Source organism: Polaribacter sp. 2405UD43-2, assembly GCF_058147125.1.
This window is the reverse complement of record NZ_JBYVJX010000002.1, coordinates 336,313-353,653: the sequence shown is the minus strand read 5'-3', so window position 1 is coordinate 353,653 and position 17,341 is coordinate 336,313. Positions and strand designations below refer to the sequence as shown.

The window sequence follows — 17,341 nt, the reverse complement described above, 5'->3', positions numbered from 1 at the left end:
TAAAAGATTAATTATTCATTGCAGCACTAACATCAATACCACCAATTACATTTGGGTTACCTTCTGTTACACCGTTATTTTTTAAATTGTTTGTAGCTTTTGCTCCATCTTCTGCACCATATTCTGCAACTAAATTGATTAATGCAGTAATACCTTCTTCATTACTCATTGTAGCAGCTCCTTCTACTTCAGCAGTTGCTAATGCATTTTGAATAGCAGTAGTTACAGTTGTATTAGCAGCTTCTAATTCGGTTATTCTTTCAGAAGCTGCTAATGCATTTTGAATAGCAGTAGTTACAGTTGTATTAGCAGCTTCTAATTCGGTTATTCTTTCAGAAGCTGTTGTTGCTTCTGTTTCCGAATTTGCAATAGCAGTATCATTTTCTGATAATCTGTTTTCAATTGCCAATGCTTGGTCATCTGTTAAGATGATGCCGTTTTCAGTTTCGCCTTCAGAAAAAGAACTGCCAATAACAGCTTCAATCAAAGGCACATTTAATTTGCTCATTGTCTTGTTTTTAGAATTATTTGTGTTTGAATTATTATTGGTAGCTTCTGCTAACTCGAATACTTTATTAATTGCGGTTTGAATTGTGCCAATCTCATCTACCAATCCTTTTTCTTTAGCGTTTGGACCAGAGAAAGTACCACCTTTATAAACATCTTCATTAATACCTGGACGTGCCGATTTCATATCAGAAATAAAAGTGTCAATTAGTGGATCTAATTCTTCTTTTATATAATCGGTGTAATTTCCTTTAAGTACTTCTCTGTAGGCTTTGTTCTTTTCAGTAGATTTTGTACCATAGATAGTATGTAGTTTCGCACCTTGTTTTTTATAGTAGCCAGTAAGGTCTAATATTTGAGAATATGCGCCTATACTTCCAATAGCTTCAGCTCGTTTATTAGCAACAATATGTTTTGATGCTGATGATATATAGTAAGCAGCTGAACACATATATCCATCGGTATACGATACTATAGGTTTTGGGTATGTTAAGATGTAATCATAAAATTCTGGTGTACCATAAGATTGACCACCTCCAGAATCTACATCTAAAACAACACCTGCAATACTTTCATTTGTTTTTAGTTTATCCAATTGGCGCATCATTGATTTTGTGCCTTGTGGCCCACAAAACTGATCATGTTTAACAATTGGATTTTTAATATTAAGTATTGCAACACTTTTAGAAGTTGAAGAACTTGAAGTATTGTTTCCGTTTAAATCAATAAAAGAAAGTGTTTTGTTCTTCTTTGATTTTTTAGAAGTAATATTTTTCCCTTCTAATAGATTGAATAATATTGGTAAATGAGAAGCGCCATAATTTTGCTCTATGTACCAAGGTCTATTAAGTAAGGTGTGTAAATTTGAAATACTCATATCTGTAATATGCTTTTTGCACAATACAAACATAGTTTTCATCCTATTTTTAAAATAGGACAGGAAATTAGAAAACGCCTAATCGTTTATAAATACTGGCTTTTGCGGTATTTTACCAGATACTTTAACCATTATTTTACTCCCGTCTTCTAGTTTTTTTCCATTAATAAACTGGTAAGAAAATTTTAAAGGAAATTTTTTAGAGCCATACATTTTTTGTTGGCCATAATGTTTAACACCAATCAAAATAACTTTTTTATACAAGTAACTGTTAAAGTAAGTATCTAATTCAGATGATTGTACAGGGAGTTCAAATTCTCCATTAATAGTGTAAAGAGTTCCAGATTTTGTTTTCGTAGATTTTTCGGTAATTTTTATGTTTTCTGCAACTGGTAAAATATCTAAATAAGTAGTGGAAGGAGTGATAACAATATCTTTTGCATTGTTATTGGTTAAAATAGATGGACAAGAAGTTAGTTCATCAATAGCTACAATTTGAGCATTAAAAAAACCTCCTGTTTGCTCTAAATTCTCTGTTTTTATGGTGTTCATTTTATATCATTTTAGGACAAAAAAAAGATTTCTGAAAACTGTCCTACTAAATAAATGCAGTATTTATAAGTGTTTTAGGCAGGTTCTTAAATTTCAAAATACACTATTTGTCCGATTTTAAACGTCTATCAATGGTTCTATACACGCTATCTAATTTCAATTCTTCTTCAGTAATATCATAAAAATCTAAAAATTGAGCGATTGCTTTTAAACGGTTTTGTTTATTGATTGAGTCGTGTTTTTCATTATGAAACTTTAAATCATTTTCAATCGATAGTTTTATATAGGTCTCAAGATCATTGTAAAAAATGGTGTAAATTTTTTCGGCTAACTTTTTTAATTTTAAAAAAGAAATATCAAAACCAACCTCTTTAACTATGGTTGCAGGAACTGAAACTTTATAACAAGACTTTCGATCAACATCAATAACTTGTTTTCTGTATTGTTTGTCTAGAATATCAATAATAATTCCGCCAAGTAAAGAGTTTTTTTTAACGTGATGGATTTCGCCATATTTTTTGGTTAGGTATTTCTTTAAATAAGGCTTAATTGGTATTTCTAGAGTAATCATTTTTTACGGTAATTTAAAGGATTAATATACTATATTTCTTTAAATTTTCTCCAGTTTTATTTCATAATTTTTGCCAGATAATAGCTTGCTGTATTTGCTTTTAATCCCTTTTGTTGAATCTACTACTTCAAAGTAAATTACACCTTCGTTTGCCATTTTTTCAATAGCCTCTTTAGATGCATTTTCTGTACCATCAGTTTTTACTGCTACTAATTGATTTTCTGATTTTCCTTTTACAGTTCTAGTTACTCTTTTAAAAACAGTAATATTTTTTTTAGATGCCATATTTTAAATTTTTACGTTGATACAAAAATAATTGCATTCCAAATATTAAAATAGGACTGGTTTCCAATCCTATTTAATTTTGTTGGATTCCCGTTCAACTTTTCCAACAAATCAACTAAATATCTAAAAATCAAACACTTATTATTTTAAAGACTGTTGGACTATGTTGAACGCACTTTAAAAATGTTGGAACGCTAAAAACACCGTTCAACATTTTCCAACAAAATAAAAACTTTTTTAATCAATAAAATAAAGGATAACTCTTTGTTAATTAAATAGTTAGTATAAATAAAATCTATAGTGTTGGAAAAGTTGAACGGTTGAACGCTAAATCTCCGCACTTTTCTCCCTAAATGTTTTTTATTATTGGGTTGGGGGTTTTGTTGTTTTTGAGAGTATGAATTTTGAGAGTTTGAAAATACCATAGAAAAGGTAGAAATTCGATTGTGAGTTTCAACGGTTCAACATTAACGTAACTCTTTGTGTGTGAAAAGAATGTGAGTTGAACTAGTTGAACTAAGAGAAATGTAAAAAACCGCAGAAAAAGCGGTTTTTAAAGGTGTATGTAATTTGGGTGGAGGATTTTGTTAAATAGGCATTTCTACAGTTTGTAAATGATTATTTGAAACGTGTGTATAGATTTCAGTTGTTTTAGAAGATTTATGCCCAGCAATAGATTGTATGGTTCTTAAATCTGTACCAGTTTCTAATAAATGCGTAAAACAACTATGGCGTAGCTGATGCATGTGTGCATCTGAAGCAATGTATTTTTTAATAATTTTATTACAAGAAGTTGCTGAATATTGCAAATGAAACTGACCGTTAAATAAGTAAAATTTTGGTTTGAATTCCGTATAATAATCTCTCAAAATTTTTAATAGATTTTCTGATAACGGAACTACCCTGTCTTTTTTGCCTTTTGCTAATTCAACATGAATTAAGTTTCTATCGGAATCTATATTTACAATTTTTAAGTTTATAATTTCAGAAACTCTTAGTCCACAGCTATATGCTAAACTTAAAACAGCTTTGTGTTTTAAGTTTTTTATCGATAATATTTTTTCTCGTAAAATAGTCTTATCAATTATTTGAGGAAGTTTTCGCTCTTTTCTAGGTCTAGAGAAATCAATTTTGGCGTATTTTTTATTTAAAACCTTTTCAAACAAAAACTTAATAGCAGATATAACTTGATTCTGTTGTGATGTAGAACTAAACTTATAATGATTTAAATAAAAAGTAAAATCATTACTGGTTAAATGTTGGTAGTTCTTTTTTGTAAACTCCAAAAATTCCGCTACATAATGATGATAGCACTTAACCGTGTTTTTTGAGTATCTAAAATATTTTAGCTTTTCAGAATACATCTTTAAAATTTTATCTTGTTTATTTCTCATAATCAATTAGTTAATTAAAGGTTTTTATATATAGGTGTTGGCAGTAATTAAATTAATTCCATAAAAAAGGGTTTTCTGCTTTTTCATACAAACCAACTACCCCATACATTATTAAACCACCTAAAGCAATTACTAACACTATTAAATAACTTAAGGGGTTGTAAGGGTTAAATCTATAAGCGTTAAAATACCCTTTACCAATCTTTTTTAACCCCTTTTTTATTCTTTGTTCGTTAGAAACTTTTTGTATGATTTTTAGTTTAAGTGCTATTTTTTCCATCTTATCGCTATTAACTACTGCCAACACCGTTTATAGTTAAGCTGTAGCGTGTTAATATTCTTTGTTTTTATCTTAATCTTTGTAAATGTTTGGTTACGTCAGTTTTCCTTCGGAAAACAGCCTAACCATAAACATTTACGTTCTAAACAAGTGCGCCCAATCTGTGCGCACTCATTATGAAAAGGGCGCACCAGTTAAGAACACTGTGTATAAAACATAGCTAAAGTCTGTACTTAACTCAATGTTCTTTCTGTATTTGCCCATAATTGTCAATTTTTTGCCAACGCTTTTTTCAACCGCACAAAATAAAAGAACCAAGAAAAATGGCACATTTATTTTTTATCCGCCTACGCTTTACTAACTATTGGCTTTTATTTAAGTTATTTAATTCTAACAATCTATCTACACCAACCGCAAAACCAATTCCACCTTCATAACTTCCACCACCACAAATTTGTTTAGAACTTCCTAACTCATTGCAAGATATTTCAAAACCTTTTCCATTATTATAATAATCTAAACCTCTTTTAGCGTTTCTGTTAACTATTATATTTTCTTCTAACCATTGGTAGCTTTTTTCAGGAATCGCCTGCAATATTAGTTTATACGCTAACTCTGGCATTCCTGCAAAACTTTCATTATTAATTATTTCAACACCTAATTGGGTAAATTGTCTATATCTACCTAATTGTGGCTTTTCGCCTCTAAAACATTCTGCTACATAAAACACTTTTACATTTTTTTGATTTTTAAAGTATGTATCAGAAAGGTTTTGAATTACTGCTGTATATTCTGGAGCAAGGCAAATACTTCTTTGTCCTCTATCTTTAAAATTATACATCATATTATTATTTTCTTCACCAACCTTGTCAGTAAACATATCAGCTAATTGTATAATTGGCAATTGTATTTCTACATAACCTTTTTCAATTAGTAATTTTCTACATTTTTGCAAATAATTAGGTTTTTCATTACCTAAAATTATTCGAGTTCCTTTATAACAATCTTGTTTTATAATTTTCATATTTTGTATTTTAATTACCGTAAACAGTTGCAAGAAAAATGCAACCCTTTACTACTTTGTGATTTTGCCAACGCTCGAAAATTGACAATTATTAGTTTAGTGTTTTACTTGAAGTTTCGGCATTTCAAGGCTACGTTTCATACACATATCCGTTGGCAGTAATTATACTAACCAACTAAAAAAACTTTCTGCATTTGAATAATCTTTTTCTTCTATTTTTAAACTGAAAGAGTAATCTGCCCAATCACTTTCTATTTTATCAATATGCCTATTATCCGACTTGAAAAAATCAATTAAGCAATAACCTTTGCGTAATTTTACTGCACAATAATCGTTGTAGTATTCTTTTTTATAAAGTTGCCTACTTACCAAAAATTCATTTTCGTTTTTATAATCTACTTCCGTTGCTTCTCTATGAATTGGATAGTATTTTTGTATTGTTTTTTTTAAGTCTTGAAATCCCATTTTTAAAAATTTAACTACAGCCAACACCGTATATAAATAAGTGCTTTTAGTATTTGGTTATTATTTGTTTTAATTCAATGTTCTGTTCTTGTTTATACGGTGGAAATTCTGCCGAATTTCGCACCTATTCATATACCTGTAACGTTATGTACAAACGCAATATCTGTACGCACTCAAAACGGTTAGTTGCGCCAGTACATAACAATGCGTATAAAAAATGCTATGTACTGGTTTAACTATTAAGGTCAGTTCCTTATCCAAAGAAAAATAAACCCTTTTTTCCACCGCTTAAAAGTCAAGTGCTTTAGTGGTTGCCATTTCAGACAATTTCTCTTTAATGATTTCTCTAATAACTTCATTGTGCTTGTAGTCATTTATTGGTTTAGCACTTAATCTTTCAGCCATTCGAGTTGCGTAATCTTCATCAACAGGTGTCATTCCATAAACAGCACTTGGCAAGTGATATTTAGTAAATTCAGGTACGCTTTTTGTTTTAGGCACATCAATTCTAACAAATTCCTGTCCTGCGATTGTTTGGGTCGTTACTTTCCCAGATAGTTGTGTGTGTCCAAAAAGCTCAACTACTGCCCAAGTTTCAAATTTTGGTGTTAAATCTTCCATTTGTTTAATATAATTTAAGGTTAAGAGCGTTAAATCCCCACGCTCGAAAAGGGTTTATTTTTAGTGCTTATTTTCTAATTTTAGGTCAAGTCCACGCACTTTTCATACGCTAACCGTTAACTACAATACTTTTTCGTCAACGCTTTCAGTTTCGTGGATATTTCCAGTTACTTTATATTCAAAATCATTCAGTTCTTGCCATAATTCAGTAGAATAGGTTTTATCTTGTTCACTACTATTATCTAAATGCCAACTTCCAGTAGGTTCATTCCAAAACACTTGCATTTTGCTCTGTATTTTACCCTCGTCAGTATCTACCCAATCGCTTAAAATATCGCCATCGTATATTTCACGACAAAACCTATCACACAACCCTGTAAACTGCATCAATTCAACATCATTAAAATCTTGAAAAGTGTCGTATTGGTCATTAATCCTTACTTCACTTAACGTTTTATCAAGTGTTACTTCCTCTGCTACAAATCGCAATTCTGTAACAGTAAACATTCTATTGTTTTTCTTGCTCCAAGCTCTAAATTTTATATTCTTCATTTTATTAAGTTTTTAGTTTCAAATTTCCACCGCACAAAAAGTACAGTAGTTAACAAAGGCTAAAAAGCATAGCCATGCGACTTTTTTACATTTAATGAAGCGTGATTAAGGCTACGCTTCTTAGCCGAGTCCGTTAAGCGTAAAGCAATAGCTTTTACAACTGGTACACTTACAGCGTTGCCTAACATTCTATATCTTTGAGTTTTACTTATCTTTTTTATTACACCATCGTAATTGCCATATTTTGTGTAATCATCATTAAAACCCTGTAAACGCTCACATTCTATTTCTGTTAGCCTTCTGATTTGATTATTTGTGTTAATCTTAATTTTGTCTTCAGCACGAGCTGATGGTAAGCAACTCATTAATCCATCATCGTCATAAAATCGATCCTGTTGGTGTGGTCCAAAATGTGTAGACTTAATCATTATTCCGTGTTGATCTTGACAATTTAAAGTAAATGCAGCTTCGCCATTTTCTTTAAAACGTCGCCCGTTTTGACGTTTTTCTTTACGATTGGGTGTTAGTACGGGTATAACAGTCATATCGCTGTGTAAGCCTCCAGAGTTTCCTCCTGCGGTAAGTGTCCCGGACTTTTTAGGAATAACAAAGGTGCTGTCAGCACGATTGCCCATTTTAGTGCCTACTGTTGTACATACTTGGGTTTGTGATTGGTTTCCTTTTCTTTTAGTAAATGTTTTATCATTTTCTCCGAAAGGAAATACTCCTGGGGCACTTCTTCCTGTAAGATGTCCAATAAGATATATTCGCTCTCTATTTTGGGGTAAAAACCAGCTTGTATTAAGCAATTGTTTCTCGAGTCGGTAACCATCAATGTTGGCAAGCCTTTCAAAGATTGCTTGAAAATCTTCGCCTTTGTTTGAGGAGTAAGCTCCTTTAACGTTTTCCCAAATAAAAACATCAGGTCTAAACCATTCGATAGCCATAATGGCATAGTGGATGAGTGAACTACTCCTTCCTTTAAGCCCTTTTCTATTACCAGCCAACGAAAAATTTTGGCAAGGCGATCCGAAGGAGAGTATATTGATTCTTCCAAGTTGATTTTTCCATTGCTGAAAATGTTTAACTGATCCGATGTGTATTGCATTTGGGTTATTGTATTTATAATTAGCGATTGCGTGTTTGTCTACTTCACTGAAGTAAACATTATCAAACTTAAATCCTGCTTCTTCAAAGCCCTTAGTAAAGCCACCAATACCACTAAATAATTCGAGTTTATTCATTTGGTATTCTGTTTTGGCAACTTACAGTCATTCCATATTGATTCGTTTTGTTTCCAAAAATGGTAGTCCAAGAAGATGTTTTATTCTTTTTGTCAATTTCTACTTGCAAATGCCTTTTACATGTAGATTTGAAAATACACTTATCATTATCACATCTAGAAACATCATTCATTATTAGGTTTTTCATAATCTTATGTTTTTTAATAATAGTTTCTTGTCCAATTAGGACTAGCTGTTGTTACTGAATAAGGAATTCTTCCTCTATTTTCTCCTATATCCATAGGAAGCGTTCTAAAATCTTTCAGAATTTTATTTATCTGTTCTTTTTTATTTGCTTCATCTGTATAATCAATGCAGATAGATCTACGGTCTCCACCATTGTCATTTTTATACCACCTTATTGTAATGATGAATTTGTGTGATTTTGTAATCTTCATTGTATCTCTTCTTTAATAATGATATCGATATTTTCTACTGCCTCAATTTTCTCTTTACGTTTAGATTTCAGTTTTTCAATCTTAATTGTTAATTCATCTATATTTTGATGGTACATTTTTGAGGTAAACTTTAATTTTTCAAGAAGTGTCATTTTATAGTATGTTTAATTGTTTGTATTTCGGTTTTAGCAATTCCTTTTGAATTGGAATTGTTTCATTCATAATTAAAATTTTAGCGTTTTATCATTTCTAGTTGACCGTTAGAATCACAATTAAATTTGAATTCTTCGGCTTTGTGTTCGTAGGTTTCAGCAAACTCTTGTATTTCTCCAAGATGTTTAAAGATGCGTTTGTCTCCGGGTTTCATATTATGTGGTTTTTTCATTGTAATTTGTTGTTAAGATTAATTAAAAGGATCTTTTGAAATCCATATCATTTTGCAATCAAGCATTTCCTTTAAATGATTGACATCTGTATTTTCTGTTATTATAAAAGGGGTTCCTTCTATTTGTCCTGTAATTGAAGATTTTACCCAATAAATTAAACCAAGCCTTAAGCTATATTGCTTTCTTTCTAATTCATCGTAACCAATAAATTCTTTTAAGTCTTCTGGTAAGGCCTGGACTAATTCTACTTTAGCGATTGCTCTTGGAAAAACATAAGGACGTAGTTGCATTGCTGTGGCTGTTGGCATAGTGTTTATTTTTTAAAATGGTAAATCATCTGGTTCATCGTTAGTAGGTTTTTCTGAAGCTGTATCTTCAGCTTTCTTAAATAAAGAAGTATCTTCTTCAAGGGTTACTAATCCTTTTTCAACCATCATTGTGTAGTTAAAAGCGTAACAGCTTTGTGTTCCTGCTGTTCCAAATCGTTTTCCTTTTATTAGACCAATAAAATATGGGCGTGATTTAAAGTAATTTCTTAACGTTGTTTGATTTAATACATCAACACCTTCACGTGTTGTAGCTTCTTTGTTATAGAATTGATAAACAGATTTTAATCGCAAATAGAGTATCTGATTTCGTTCTTGATTATCGTGTGTAGATTCAACTCTTTTTTCTCCAATAATTTTAAAAGAAATATCTCTAGCAATTACAAACTCTTGATGATCTTTAATTCTCTTTTGTTCAAACAACCAAGTAATGATGTTCCAGAACTCATTTAAACCACTACTATCAGATATTTGTTCTGAATTATTGATAATTAAATCTTTGCAAAGGGCTAAAACTTTAGCATCATCAAAAGGAAAATCTATTTTGGTTTTTAGTATTTCGTAAGTGGCCAGTAACATTGAGGTGTTTTTAAAAACACGTTCATCAAATTGTTCTTTTTCTAAAGTTGCTTTTAAAGTACGTTCAGATTCTGAGTAAACACGAGGTAATGATTTTTCAAAGTATTGTCTGTGTTCAATAATTTTACAAACCAAACTATTTACTCCTTCGTTAGTTACATTTTGTAAATCTGTAAAGTTTTCTTTTTGTTGACTAGTTCTATTTTCTTTTTTAAAGTATAGTCCAATAGTTCTATTTCCTAAAGCTCCATCTTTAAAGGTTGGCATAAACTGTCCACAGTAATAAATAGCGGATAATATTTTTTCTATGGTGGTTCTGGTGCTACCTATGTCTTTACTTTTTACACGTCCATTTCCATTCCAACCACCCATTATCAAGTTGGCAACATCTTCTTTGATGTTTTTATCTTGAAATTCATCACAAAAAACGACTGTATTTGTAGTTCTTGTTAATGTTTTGGAAAGTCCAGAAGGTGTTACTTGGGTTAAATCCACACCTGCCATTCTGTAGTAAAAGAAATTTTGTAAAATTAAACCAAAGGCAGATTTACCAGAACCAGTTTCGCCAAAACCACCCAATAAAGGAAATGAGGTATAATGTTTAAGAAACAAGTCTCTAAAAAGACTCCCGAAATTAAAAAGAATGCCAATAATTGCTTTATCTTCAAAAACAGTAATCATTTTATTCATCCAATCAACTAAAGAAATAGGAGACTCTTTGTACACAAAGTATCTGTCATTCTCATATAAATCATCTCCTTCTTGTGCATCTTTATACATTACAGAAAAAGCAGGCGAGTAGTAGTTGTCTATTTTTTGATTGTATTCATCTTCAGAAGTATCTATACCTTCTAAATTCATAATACCATATTTATTTACAGGTCTAAATTTCCCTTTCCATTCCACACCGTTAGCAAATGCAAAAAAGTTTTTAGGATTCCAACCCATTGACAGCAATTCTCTAGCTGGTTCGAAAGCACGATTGAAGCGTCTAACAAATCTGTCAAAATGCTCTGTTTTTACACCATTGTCAGTGTAGAATAAAAATCCATTTTGTCTAAAAAGGAAACGTCTAAATTCCCCAAAACTGGCTAACATTTCAGAATCAAACTCAATAATTTTTTTCTGATTGGCTGTATTTGTAATTTCAGCTAAACGTTTGTTTTCTTTTTCTCCCATTATTTGGAATAATGGCTCGAACTTAAAATCTGTACCTTCTATAAAATATCCGTTAACAGGAAAATGAAATTGATTACCAATAGTTAAAAATCCATATTGTAAATATTCTTCCATATCTCCACCTTTTGGTAACTTTAAGTTTCTTGTAGAATATAATTCGCCTGTTTCTTCTTTCTTCTTTTTATCTTCTTCTTGAGCTTTAATTTCAAATTTTCCAATTTCAGCTTTTAATGCAGTAGTAGCTATTTTTAAAGATTTGGCTACTTGTTTTACATATTCTGCACGTTTTACTTCGTGCTTTATTTTAAATAATGTTTCTGCTATTTCAGTTACTGCTGCAGCTTTTTTGTAAGGATCTATTTTTTGAATTTCTTTTAACTCTTTTTCTTGTTCCTTTTTTAGAGTTGATACATTTTTAGCAACTTCTTTGTTGTTTTCTTTGGCGGTTTTTAATTCGTCTCCTTCTAAATCCTTTACCTCAATTTTATTAGAAAGTTCATCATCTATTAAAAGCTTGTAAGATTCCTTCATAGAAACTACATCTGCTTCGTACCTATCTCTAACTAAATCATATTGAGAAACTTTATATAAAATGGCATCATATTTATTGTCATGCACCCAAGTGTGCATATCTAATTGCGTTCTTGAAAAAGTATCTGGGTCTTCTCCATCTGGCAATAAACAGATAGAAACATTTAAACCGTGAGATAAGCAGATATCAATATCGCCATCTTTTTTCAGCATTGTTTTTAATCCTGCTGCATCTCCATCACGTAATAAAACAACTTCTTCTGCATACTTTTTAAGCAATTGAACGTGTCTATCTGTTAAAGCAGTACCACAAGAAGCTACTGTGTTTTCGCATCCGTTTTGATGCATTGCAATAACATCAGTATAACCTTCTGTTAGAATTACAGATCCTAATTTATTTATGATATGCTTCGCTTGAAATAAACCATATAAAACAGCAGATTTATCATAGATTAAACTTTCTTTAGAGTTTATATATTTAAAGCCTTTATCTAATTTAGGATCATTTGATTGTCGGCCACCAAAACCAACAACTGTTCCTTTTTCGTTATGAATAGGAAACATTATACGGTTCTTAAAAATATCGTAAGAAGTGCTATTTTTTGTTTTTGATAAGCCTAATTCTTTACTAACAGCTAGTGTACCGTTTGCAATGGTCCACTTTGTGAGTTTGTTTTCATCTCCATTAAATCCTAATTGAAAGGTTAATACGCTTTCATCTGTAAAATCACGTTCAGCAATTAGTTGTTTTGCCCAGTGATTTACATCTAATTTTTTATAAGCATTCACAAAACTTCTAGCAGCTTTATCTGTAAGATTATACATTTCTGCTTTCTGGTCTAGCTTACGTTGTATCTCTGGAGTAACTTCTTCTTTTTCTAAATAGATATTGTGAATTTTTGCAATAATTTCTACTGCTTCAACAAATTCTACAGATTTGTGTTGCATTACAAACTTTATTCCATCGCCTCCCAATCCTGTTGAGAAGCATTTAAAAATTTGCTTCACAGGAGAAACTGTAAAAGATGGTGTTTTTTCTTCTGAAAAAGGAGAACAGCACTTGTAATTGCCCCCAACTTTTTTAAGTGCTGCAAAGTCTCCTATAGTTTTAACAATATCTGCTTCTCTAACTCTGTCTACTGACGATTTGGTGTATCTCATTTAATTGTAGATAATAAGATGAATGAAAAAGGTTTAGTTTTTAAAATCTATTTTATATTGATTTCTAATCGCCTTTTGTTTGGCAGATTTAGAATTTTTAACCTTTTCTTCTGCTTCAAAATATTCTAACATCATTTCTGGAGTAGGAGCAGTTAAAAGTTTTGGTTTTAAGTTCTCCATAACTTTTTCAGCTTTTACTTGCTCTTGGTGAGCATCCCAATGCTTTTTGTAGTTACCAAATAAAATATTATTTATGGTTTTATATATCCATAATTCAAATTTTACATCCAACCAAGCCGCAAATTTTAAAGCAAGAACATCGCACATATAAGTGCCTCTTTTTTTATTTGAACTGATAACATTTTCGCGATTATAATCACGCACATCTGCGTGATTATTTTGTAGATTAAAATCTTCTAAAACTTCATTAATAAAATTTTCTGTAGATGATAATCTTGTAAAATCATCTACTCTTTTATTAAATGCTTTTGCCATTTCTGTAGCATTTACCATTACGTTACCTTGGTTGTGTAATGCAAAATGAATTTGAGTGTCTTGATAAATAAATTCTAGTGTATTCATAATTTTTAATTGTAATGGTTAATAAGAGAGTTTAATAAATGGTCTAAAGCCAATTGTAGGGTTTTGCCTTTGCCTAAAAAGAAAAGTTTGTCTTTGGTGCGTAGTTTTATAATACAGCCCTTTTTGGAAAGATTGAGCACATACCAGCCACAGCCAAAGTCTTTGATTAATTTTAGTAAAAAATTGTAGTAATTGGGTTCGTTTCGTAAACCAGACGTTACACAAATACGCAACTGTTGCGTTAAGTGTAAATTGTTTTCCGGGTATCGCATTTAGAAAATAATTTACATTAAATAAAAAGTAGAGCGTAGCTCCCTCTAAGTTGCGACACCCACCAATTGCAGAGCAAAAGGAAATGAGAGAAACTACGCCTATGGGTAATTTAAAAGTAAAATCTAATTGTTTTACTCTACAATTAAATGAATGTCGCATTGCAAATATATAAAAAATTAGTTTACTCATTTTAATTTTGTATTACAATAATCTTTAACAGTTAAATTTCTATGGGTTGGGTTGTGCAATTTTTGATATACATCATATGTTTTCTTCAAAGCGATTACCGAGTTTTTGCTATCTGTTTTAAATGGCTTCCTTGGGTCTGTTAACTGTAACAGTTTTGAACGTAACAGTGATATTATTAATAATCGTGTCTCGCATTTGTTGGTACTGTTGTAGCTTGTTTTCATAATACTTCCTAAGAGTTAAACTTTCATCAGAAAACAAATCTTCTTTAGAGTCTAAAATTTTTCTTTGTTTTGTAATTTTCTCAATAGTATCATCAACCTTTTTAAGTTGTGCTTTAAGGCATTCCAAACCGAAAAGCTTCTTCTTCGAATTGTTTTTTTTTTCAGCAGTAATCGGTTTTATATAGTTTAGAAAAGCATTATTTTCTTCTGGAGTTAATTCTCCACGACTTAACCAATTGTTTTCAGAGTCTTGATAAACTTCTACGTTGTTTACCATGTAACTGTTTGCTTCTGTAGGTGTGATTTTTACTAACATACTTTTTATTTTAAAGCCATTTTAGAAATAGCGTGTTGTTTTTATAATAGAGTTCTATTTGATTATGTATTGTCCACTTTCTGTAGTCAACCATAAAATCATTTAAATTCCAAAACCCCCAATTATTCACTTCTTGTAAAACAAATAGATTGAAGTCTTTGTCTTCAAATTCAAAGTAAGTTTTACCTAAATCTTTGTAATAGATTAAGCAAGCCTTCAAAAAATCTGGAACACTTATTTTTTCTCTTGCCATTACGCTACGATTTTATATTTCATTGATAATTTTAGAAGTTCCATTTTAGTTGAAACACCTACTGCTTTGTAAAGTTTATGCTTATGGAAGTCCAGAGTTTTGTGAGAAATACCTAAAGCACTTGCAATAGCTTTATCTGGCAAATCTTGTATTAACATAAAATCTATAATTACCAGTTGTTTAGAAGTAAGTATGTGGCTTCCTATGTTTATGTTTTTTGAATTCCAAAGTAAGCTTGGGCAGTTTCTAGTATCTCTAAAGTTTTCAGATTCAGAAAGTTTACCATTAGAAATATCTGGAGTTCCGTCTACTTCTCCATACATATAATAAGTGTATAGTTCTACTTGTTGATTAAGATGATCAGTAACTCCAGATAAAAAGCGAATAGCTTTATGATCCTTTAGGTAAGCATTTTTTAAAAGTGTATAATGTTCGATAGGTAGATCACAGAAATAGTGATTACTGCCGTTTTGCATCCAAAGAACTTGCTTTGTTTTTCTGATTCCAATAAATTCAATACTAGAATCATTAGGCATTACCCCAGCTATTTGTGGGTAAGGACTAAAATTTGTAATTTCGCTGTTGTTAATCATAGTTGTAAGATTTTGTGATTAATTAAAAATTTAAGAGTCCGTAGCAGCAACTACGGATTTTTTTATTTGAGCACCTCTTATAATTGCTCTTTCTAGTTTGTTTTTTAAATATTTACTTTTAGATATTTCAGTTTTATTCACTTCATAATGCGCTCTTACTATTGCTAGTAATTCGTTATGGCTTTCTATTAAATGTTTTTGAAATGACATTTTTAGGATTTAAAATTCATTTCTATTTGATTTTTCTTTTCTCTTAAAGCTTTTAATTTTTCAGAATTTTTAGTTTTAATAAAGCTTTGTAGTTTTTGTATTTTTTGAAACGCCGAATTTTGCGCCAATTCTACTTCTAACTTTTCAATTTCTTTTTCGGCTTTTATTGTAGCTTGTAATGCTTGTTCGTGAATTTTATATTCGCCAAACATTATTTCGTCTATGGTATCGTAAACCCATAATTCAAAATCTACATCTAACCAAGCTGCAAATTTTAAGGCTAAACGTCTATCAAAATAGATTCCGTTCCGACCTTTATTTTCGATTATTCGCCCACCATTTGGTTGGAGATTAATTTTATTTTCTAATGCTTTTATAAACTTTTTTGCGTGTTCAGATTTTAAAAATAATTCTGTTTTCTTATTAAATGCTTTTGCCATTTCTGTGGCGTTTACCATTACATTTTTATTGGTAGCTAATGCAAAATGTATTTTAGTGTCTTGATAGATAAATTCGGTAGCTTTTGTTTTCATTAATTTAAGTTTAAAAGTTCTTGTCTTTTTTGTTGAATGGCTTTTTGTTCTGCTACTACTTCCCAAATGGCATTTTCTATAATAGCGTGTGGTACGCCATTCATTACATTTCGTATTTGTGCAGTAGAGTAAGGCTCTTTATTTGAGTTGCAGTAGCCTTGTTCTTGTAGTTTAGCTTGTATGTGTTTAGAATATCTGTGTCCTAAAATGCTTTTAATAGCCTCTTGTTCTTGTTCTGAAATCATAGAAAAACCCTATTTGTATATTAATCTTTTTGTTATACTTTGGTTGTATAATTGTTATGCAAATAACGTAATAAAATTTCGTTATAAAAAATAAAAACGAAAAAATATTACGTTTTTATTAAAAAAAATACGCTATATGATTGATAGACAAATAAATAAGATGTTAAATTTAAGTATGTTAAGACAAAAAGTAAGTAGGCATATTTTAAAGTTAAGAATAGAGAAGAATCTTAACGAAAAAGACTTTGCCCCTATTATAAATACTAGTGTTAGGACTGCTCAATTAAGATTTAAAAAAGATGATTGGACTTTTGAAGAAATTGAGGCAATAGAAAGGCATTTTGGCGTAAAAATATTGTACTCAGCGAATGATTATTTCGCTGAAGATAATATTAAAGCAGTTATTCAAATTGAGCTAAAAAACAAGCAAAAAGATAAGATACTAAAACAATTAATTGGGAAAACAGATTTAGAAATAATTAATAATAGTTAAAAAAAAATGAGTCAAATTAAAAAAAATACAGATTATTTAACAAATCCAGAGATTAAAAAACAAAAAGAGTTGTGTGATGATGTAAAATCATTACATAATAAAATAGATAAATTAACTCTTTTAGTGAAAAAAATCTCAAAATGAAACTAACATTTAAACTTACAGAAGACAGAGAAGGCAGATTATCAAAAGATATTGAAAAAGTGCTAAAAAAGGAGAATTCAAAAAAAATGGATAAGCAACAAACCCTTAATAATAAAGTGAAAAATGACTTTTAAACCGTCTCATATTCGGCTCAAATAACCTAAAAATAATAAGATCACCCAATTGCAATTAATTGAAAAACAACGATGTAAGAGATTACAGGGTAGGATATAAAGTCCAGTTCCCGCTACTAAAACCCTAATTCTTAATTGAGTTAGGTTTTTTTATGCACTAAATTCAGCAATACTTCACTTT

At 30.5% G+C, this 17,341-nt stretch carries 26 protein-coding genes; 3 read left to right on the top strand and 23 right to left on the bottom strand.

Features of this window, described 5'->3' with window-relative positions; genetic code table 11:
* Positions 1-7 precede the first annotated feature (7 nt).
* The 23 genes from ACY2RX_RS04860 to ACY2RX_RS04750 form a co-directional block, all read right to left on the bottom strand.
* Positions 8-1,426 (bottom strand): S49 family peptidase, encoded by a 1,419-nt coding sequence (locus ACY2RX_RS04860; protein ID WP_490102838.1) that lies wholly within the window; start codon positions 1,424-1,426, stop codon positions 8-10.
* Positions 1,427-1,462: 36 nt separating this feature from the next.
* On the bottom strand, positions 1,463-1,936 hold the full coding sequence (locus ACY2RX_RS04855; protein ID WP_490102837.1) for a hypothetical protein: 474 nt from the start codon (positions 1,934-1,936) through the stop codon (positions 1,463-1,465).
* A gap of 103 nt (positions 1,937-2,039) precedes the next feature.
* Positions 2,040-2,507: a hypothetical protein gene (locus tag ACY2RX_RS04850; RefSeq protein WP_490102836.1), complete on the bottom strand. Its 468-nt coding sequence runs from the start codon at positions 2,505-2,507 to the stop codon at positions 2,040-2,042.
* Between the two features lie 39 nt (positions 2,508-2,546).
* On the bottom strand, positions 2,547-2,792 hold the full coding sequence (locus tag ACY2RX_RS04845) for a hypothetical protein (protein WP_490102835.1): 246 nt from the start codon (positions 2,790-2,792) through the stop codon (positions 2,547-2,549).
* Between the two features lie 587 nt (positions 2,793-3,379).
* Complete coding sequence (locus ACY2RX_RS04840; protein WP_490102834.1) at positions 3,380-4,186, bottom strand: tyrosine-type recombinase/integrase; 807 nt, start codon at positions 4,184-4,186, stop codon at positions 3,380-3,382.
* A gap of 52 nt (positions 4,187-4,238) precedes the next feature.
* Positions 4,239-4,466: a hypothetical protein gene (locus ACY2RX_RS04835; RefSeq protein WP_490102833.1), complete on the bottom strand. Its 228-nt coding sequence runs from the start codon at positions 4,464-4,466 to the stop codon at positions 4,239-4,241.
* A 361-nt stretch (positions 4,467-4,827) separates the two neighbouring features.
* Entirely contained in the window at positions 4,828-5,490 is a 663-nt protein-coding gene (locus ACY2RX_RS04830) for an ATP phosphoribosyltransferase regulatory subunit (protein WP_490102832.1), read from the bottom strand.
* A gap of 162 nt (positions 5,491-5,652) precedes the next feature.
* Positions 5,653-5,955 (bottom strand): hypothetical protein, encoded by a 303-nt coding sequence (locus ACY2RX_RS04825; RefSeq protein WP_490102831.1) that lies wholly within the window; start codon positions 5,953-5,955, stop codon positions 5,653-5,655.
* Positions 5,956-6,243: 288 nt separating this feature from the next.
* A complete protein-coding gene (locus ACY2RX_RS04820; protein WP_490102830.1) occupies positions 6,244-6,576 on the bottom strand; it encodes a hypothetical protein in 333 nt (110 codons plus the stop codon).
* A 120-nt stretch (positions 6,577-6,696) separates the two neighbouring features.
* Entirely contained in the window at positions 6,697-7,128 is a 432-nt protein-coding gene (locus tag ACY2RX_RS04815; RefSeq protein ID WP_490102829.1) for a YopX family protein, read from the bottom strand.
* Between the two features lie 59 nt (positions 7,129-7,187).
* The gene (locus ACY2RX_RS04810) at positions 7,188-8,372 is read right to left on the bottom strand and encodes a DNA cytosine methyltransferase (RefSeq protein WP_490102828.1); all 1,185 of its coding nucleotides are present in this window, start codon (positions 8,370-8,372) and stop codon (positions 7,188-7,190) included.
* Positions 8,365-8,559 (bottom strand): hypothetical protein, encoded by a 195-nt coding sequence (locus ACY2RX_RS04805; protein ID WP_490102827.1) that lies wholly within the window; start codon positions 8,557-8,559, stop codon positions 8,365-8,367. Before ACY2RX_RS04805 ends, ACY2RX_RS04810 begins: the two co-directional genes overlap by 8 nt.
* Before the next feature lie 13 nt (positions 8,560-8,572).
* A complete protein-coding gene (locus ACY2RX_RS04800; protein WP_490102826.1) occupies positions 8,573-8,809 on the bottom strand; it encodes a hypothetical protein in 237 nt (78 codons plus the stop codon).
* Between the two features lie 232 nt (positions 8,810-9,041).
* On the bottom strand, positions 9,042-9,194 hold the full coding sequence (locus ACY2RX_RS04795; RefSeq protein WP_490102825.1) for a hypothetical protein: 153 nt from the start codon (positions 9,192-9,194) through the stop codon (positions 9,042-9,044).
* An 18-nt stretch (positions 9,195-9,212) separates the two neighbouring features.
* Positions 9,213-9,503 (bottom strand): hypothetical protein, encoded by a 291-nt coding sequence (locus tag ACY2RX_RS04790; protein ID WP_490102824.1) that lies wholly within the window; start codon positions 9,501-9,503, stop codon positions 9,213-9,215.
* A gap of 12 nt (positions 9,504-9,515) precedes the next feature.
* Positions 9,516-12,971 (bottom strand): DNA primase, encoded by a 3,456-nt coding sequence (dnaG, locus tag ACY2RX_RS04785; RefSeq protein ID WP_490102823.1) that lies wholly within the window; start codon positions 12,969-12,971, stop codon positions 9,516-9,518.
* A 33-nt stretch (positions 12,972-13,004) separates the two neighbouring features.
* Entirely contained in the window at positions 13,005-13,553 is a 549-nt protein-coding gene (locus ACY2RX_RS04780; RefSeq protein WP_490102822.1) for a KilA-N domain-containing protein, read from the bottom strand.
* Positions 13,554-14,132: 579 nt separating this feature from the next.
* Complete coding sequence (locus ACY2RX_RS04775) at positions 14,133-14,555, bottom strand: hypothetical protein (RefSeq protein WP_490102821.1); 423 nt, start codon at positions 14,553-14,555, stop codon at positions 14,133-14,135.
* Positions 14,556-14,565: 10 nt separating this feature from the next.
* Positions 14,566-14,808 (bottom strand): hypothetical protein, encoded by a 243-nt coding sequence (locus tag ACY2RX_RS04770; RefSeq protein WP_490102820.1) that lies wholly within the window; start codon positions 14,806-14,808, stop codon positions 14,566-14,568.
* A complete protein-coding gene (locus ACY2RX_RS04765) occupies positions 14,808-15,401 on the bottom strand; it encodes a helix-turn-helix transcriptional regulator (RefSeq protein WP_490102819.1) in 594 nt (197 codons plus the stop codon). Before ACY2RX_RS04765 ends, ACY2RX_RS04770 begins: the two co-directional genes overlap by 1 nt.
* A 30-nt stretch (positions 15,402-15,431) precedes the next feature.
* Positions 15,432-15,611: a hypothetical protein gene (locus ACY2RX_RS04760; protein ID WP_490102818.1), complete on the bottom strand. Its 180-nt coding sequence runs from the start codon at positions 15,609-15,611 to the stop codon at positions 15,432-15,434.
* Positions 15,612-15,613: 2 nt separating this feature from the next.
* A complete protein-coding gene (locus ACY2RX_RS04755; protein ID WP_490102817.1) occupies positions 15,614-16,144 on the bottom strand; it encodes a KilA-N domain-containing protein in 531 nt (176 codons plus the stop codon).
* On the bottom strand, positions 16,144-16,389 hold the full coding sequence (locus tag ACY2RX_RS04750; RefSeq protein WP_490102816.1) for a hypothetical protein: 246 nt from the start codon (positions 16,387-16,389) through the stop codon (positions 16,144-16,146). The genes ACY2RX_RS04755 and ACY2RX_RS04750 overlap by 1 nt, the downstream gene beginning before the upstream one ends.
* A gap of 136 nt (positions 16,390-16,525) precedes the next feature.
* Between ACY2RX_RS04750 and ACY2RX_RS04745 the strand changes: the two genes are divergently transcribed.
* The 3 genes from ACY2RX_RS04745 to ACY2RX_RS04735 are packed head-to-tail and all read left to right on the top strand — an operon-like array spanning position 16,526 to position 17,160.
* The gene (locus tag ACY2RX_RS04745; RefSeq protein ID WP_490102815.1) at positions 16,526-16,882 is read left to right on the top strand and encodes a hypothetical protein; all 357 of its coding nucleotides are present in this window, start codon (positions 16,526-16,528) and stop codon (positions 16,880-16,882) included.
* A gap of 6 nt (positions 16,883-16,888) precedes the next feature.
* Positions 16,889-17,026 carry a hypothetical protein gene (locus ACY2RX_RS04740; RefSeq protein WP_490102814.1) on the top strand — a complete coding sequence of 46 codons (138 nt, stop codon included), beginning with the start codon at positions 16,889-16,891 and terminating at the stop codon, positions 17,024-17,026.
* Positions 17,023-17,160 carry a hypothetical protein gene (locus tag ACY2RX_RS04735; protein WP_490102813.1) on the top strand — a complete coding sequence of 46 codons (138 nt, stop codon included), beginning with the start codon at positions 17,023-17,025 and terminating at the stop codon, positions 17,158-17,160. Before ACY2RX_RS04740 ends, ACY2RX_RS04735 begins: the two co-directional genes overlap by 4 nt.
* The last annotated feature ends 181 nt before the right edge of the window (positions 17,161-17,341 follow it).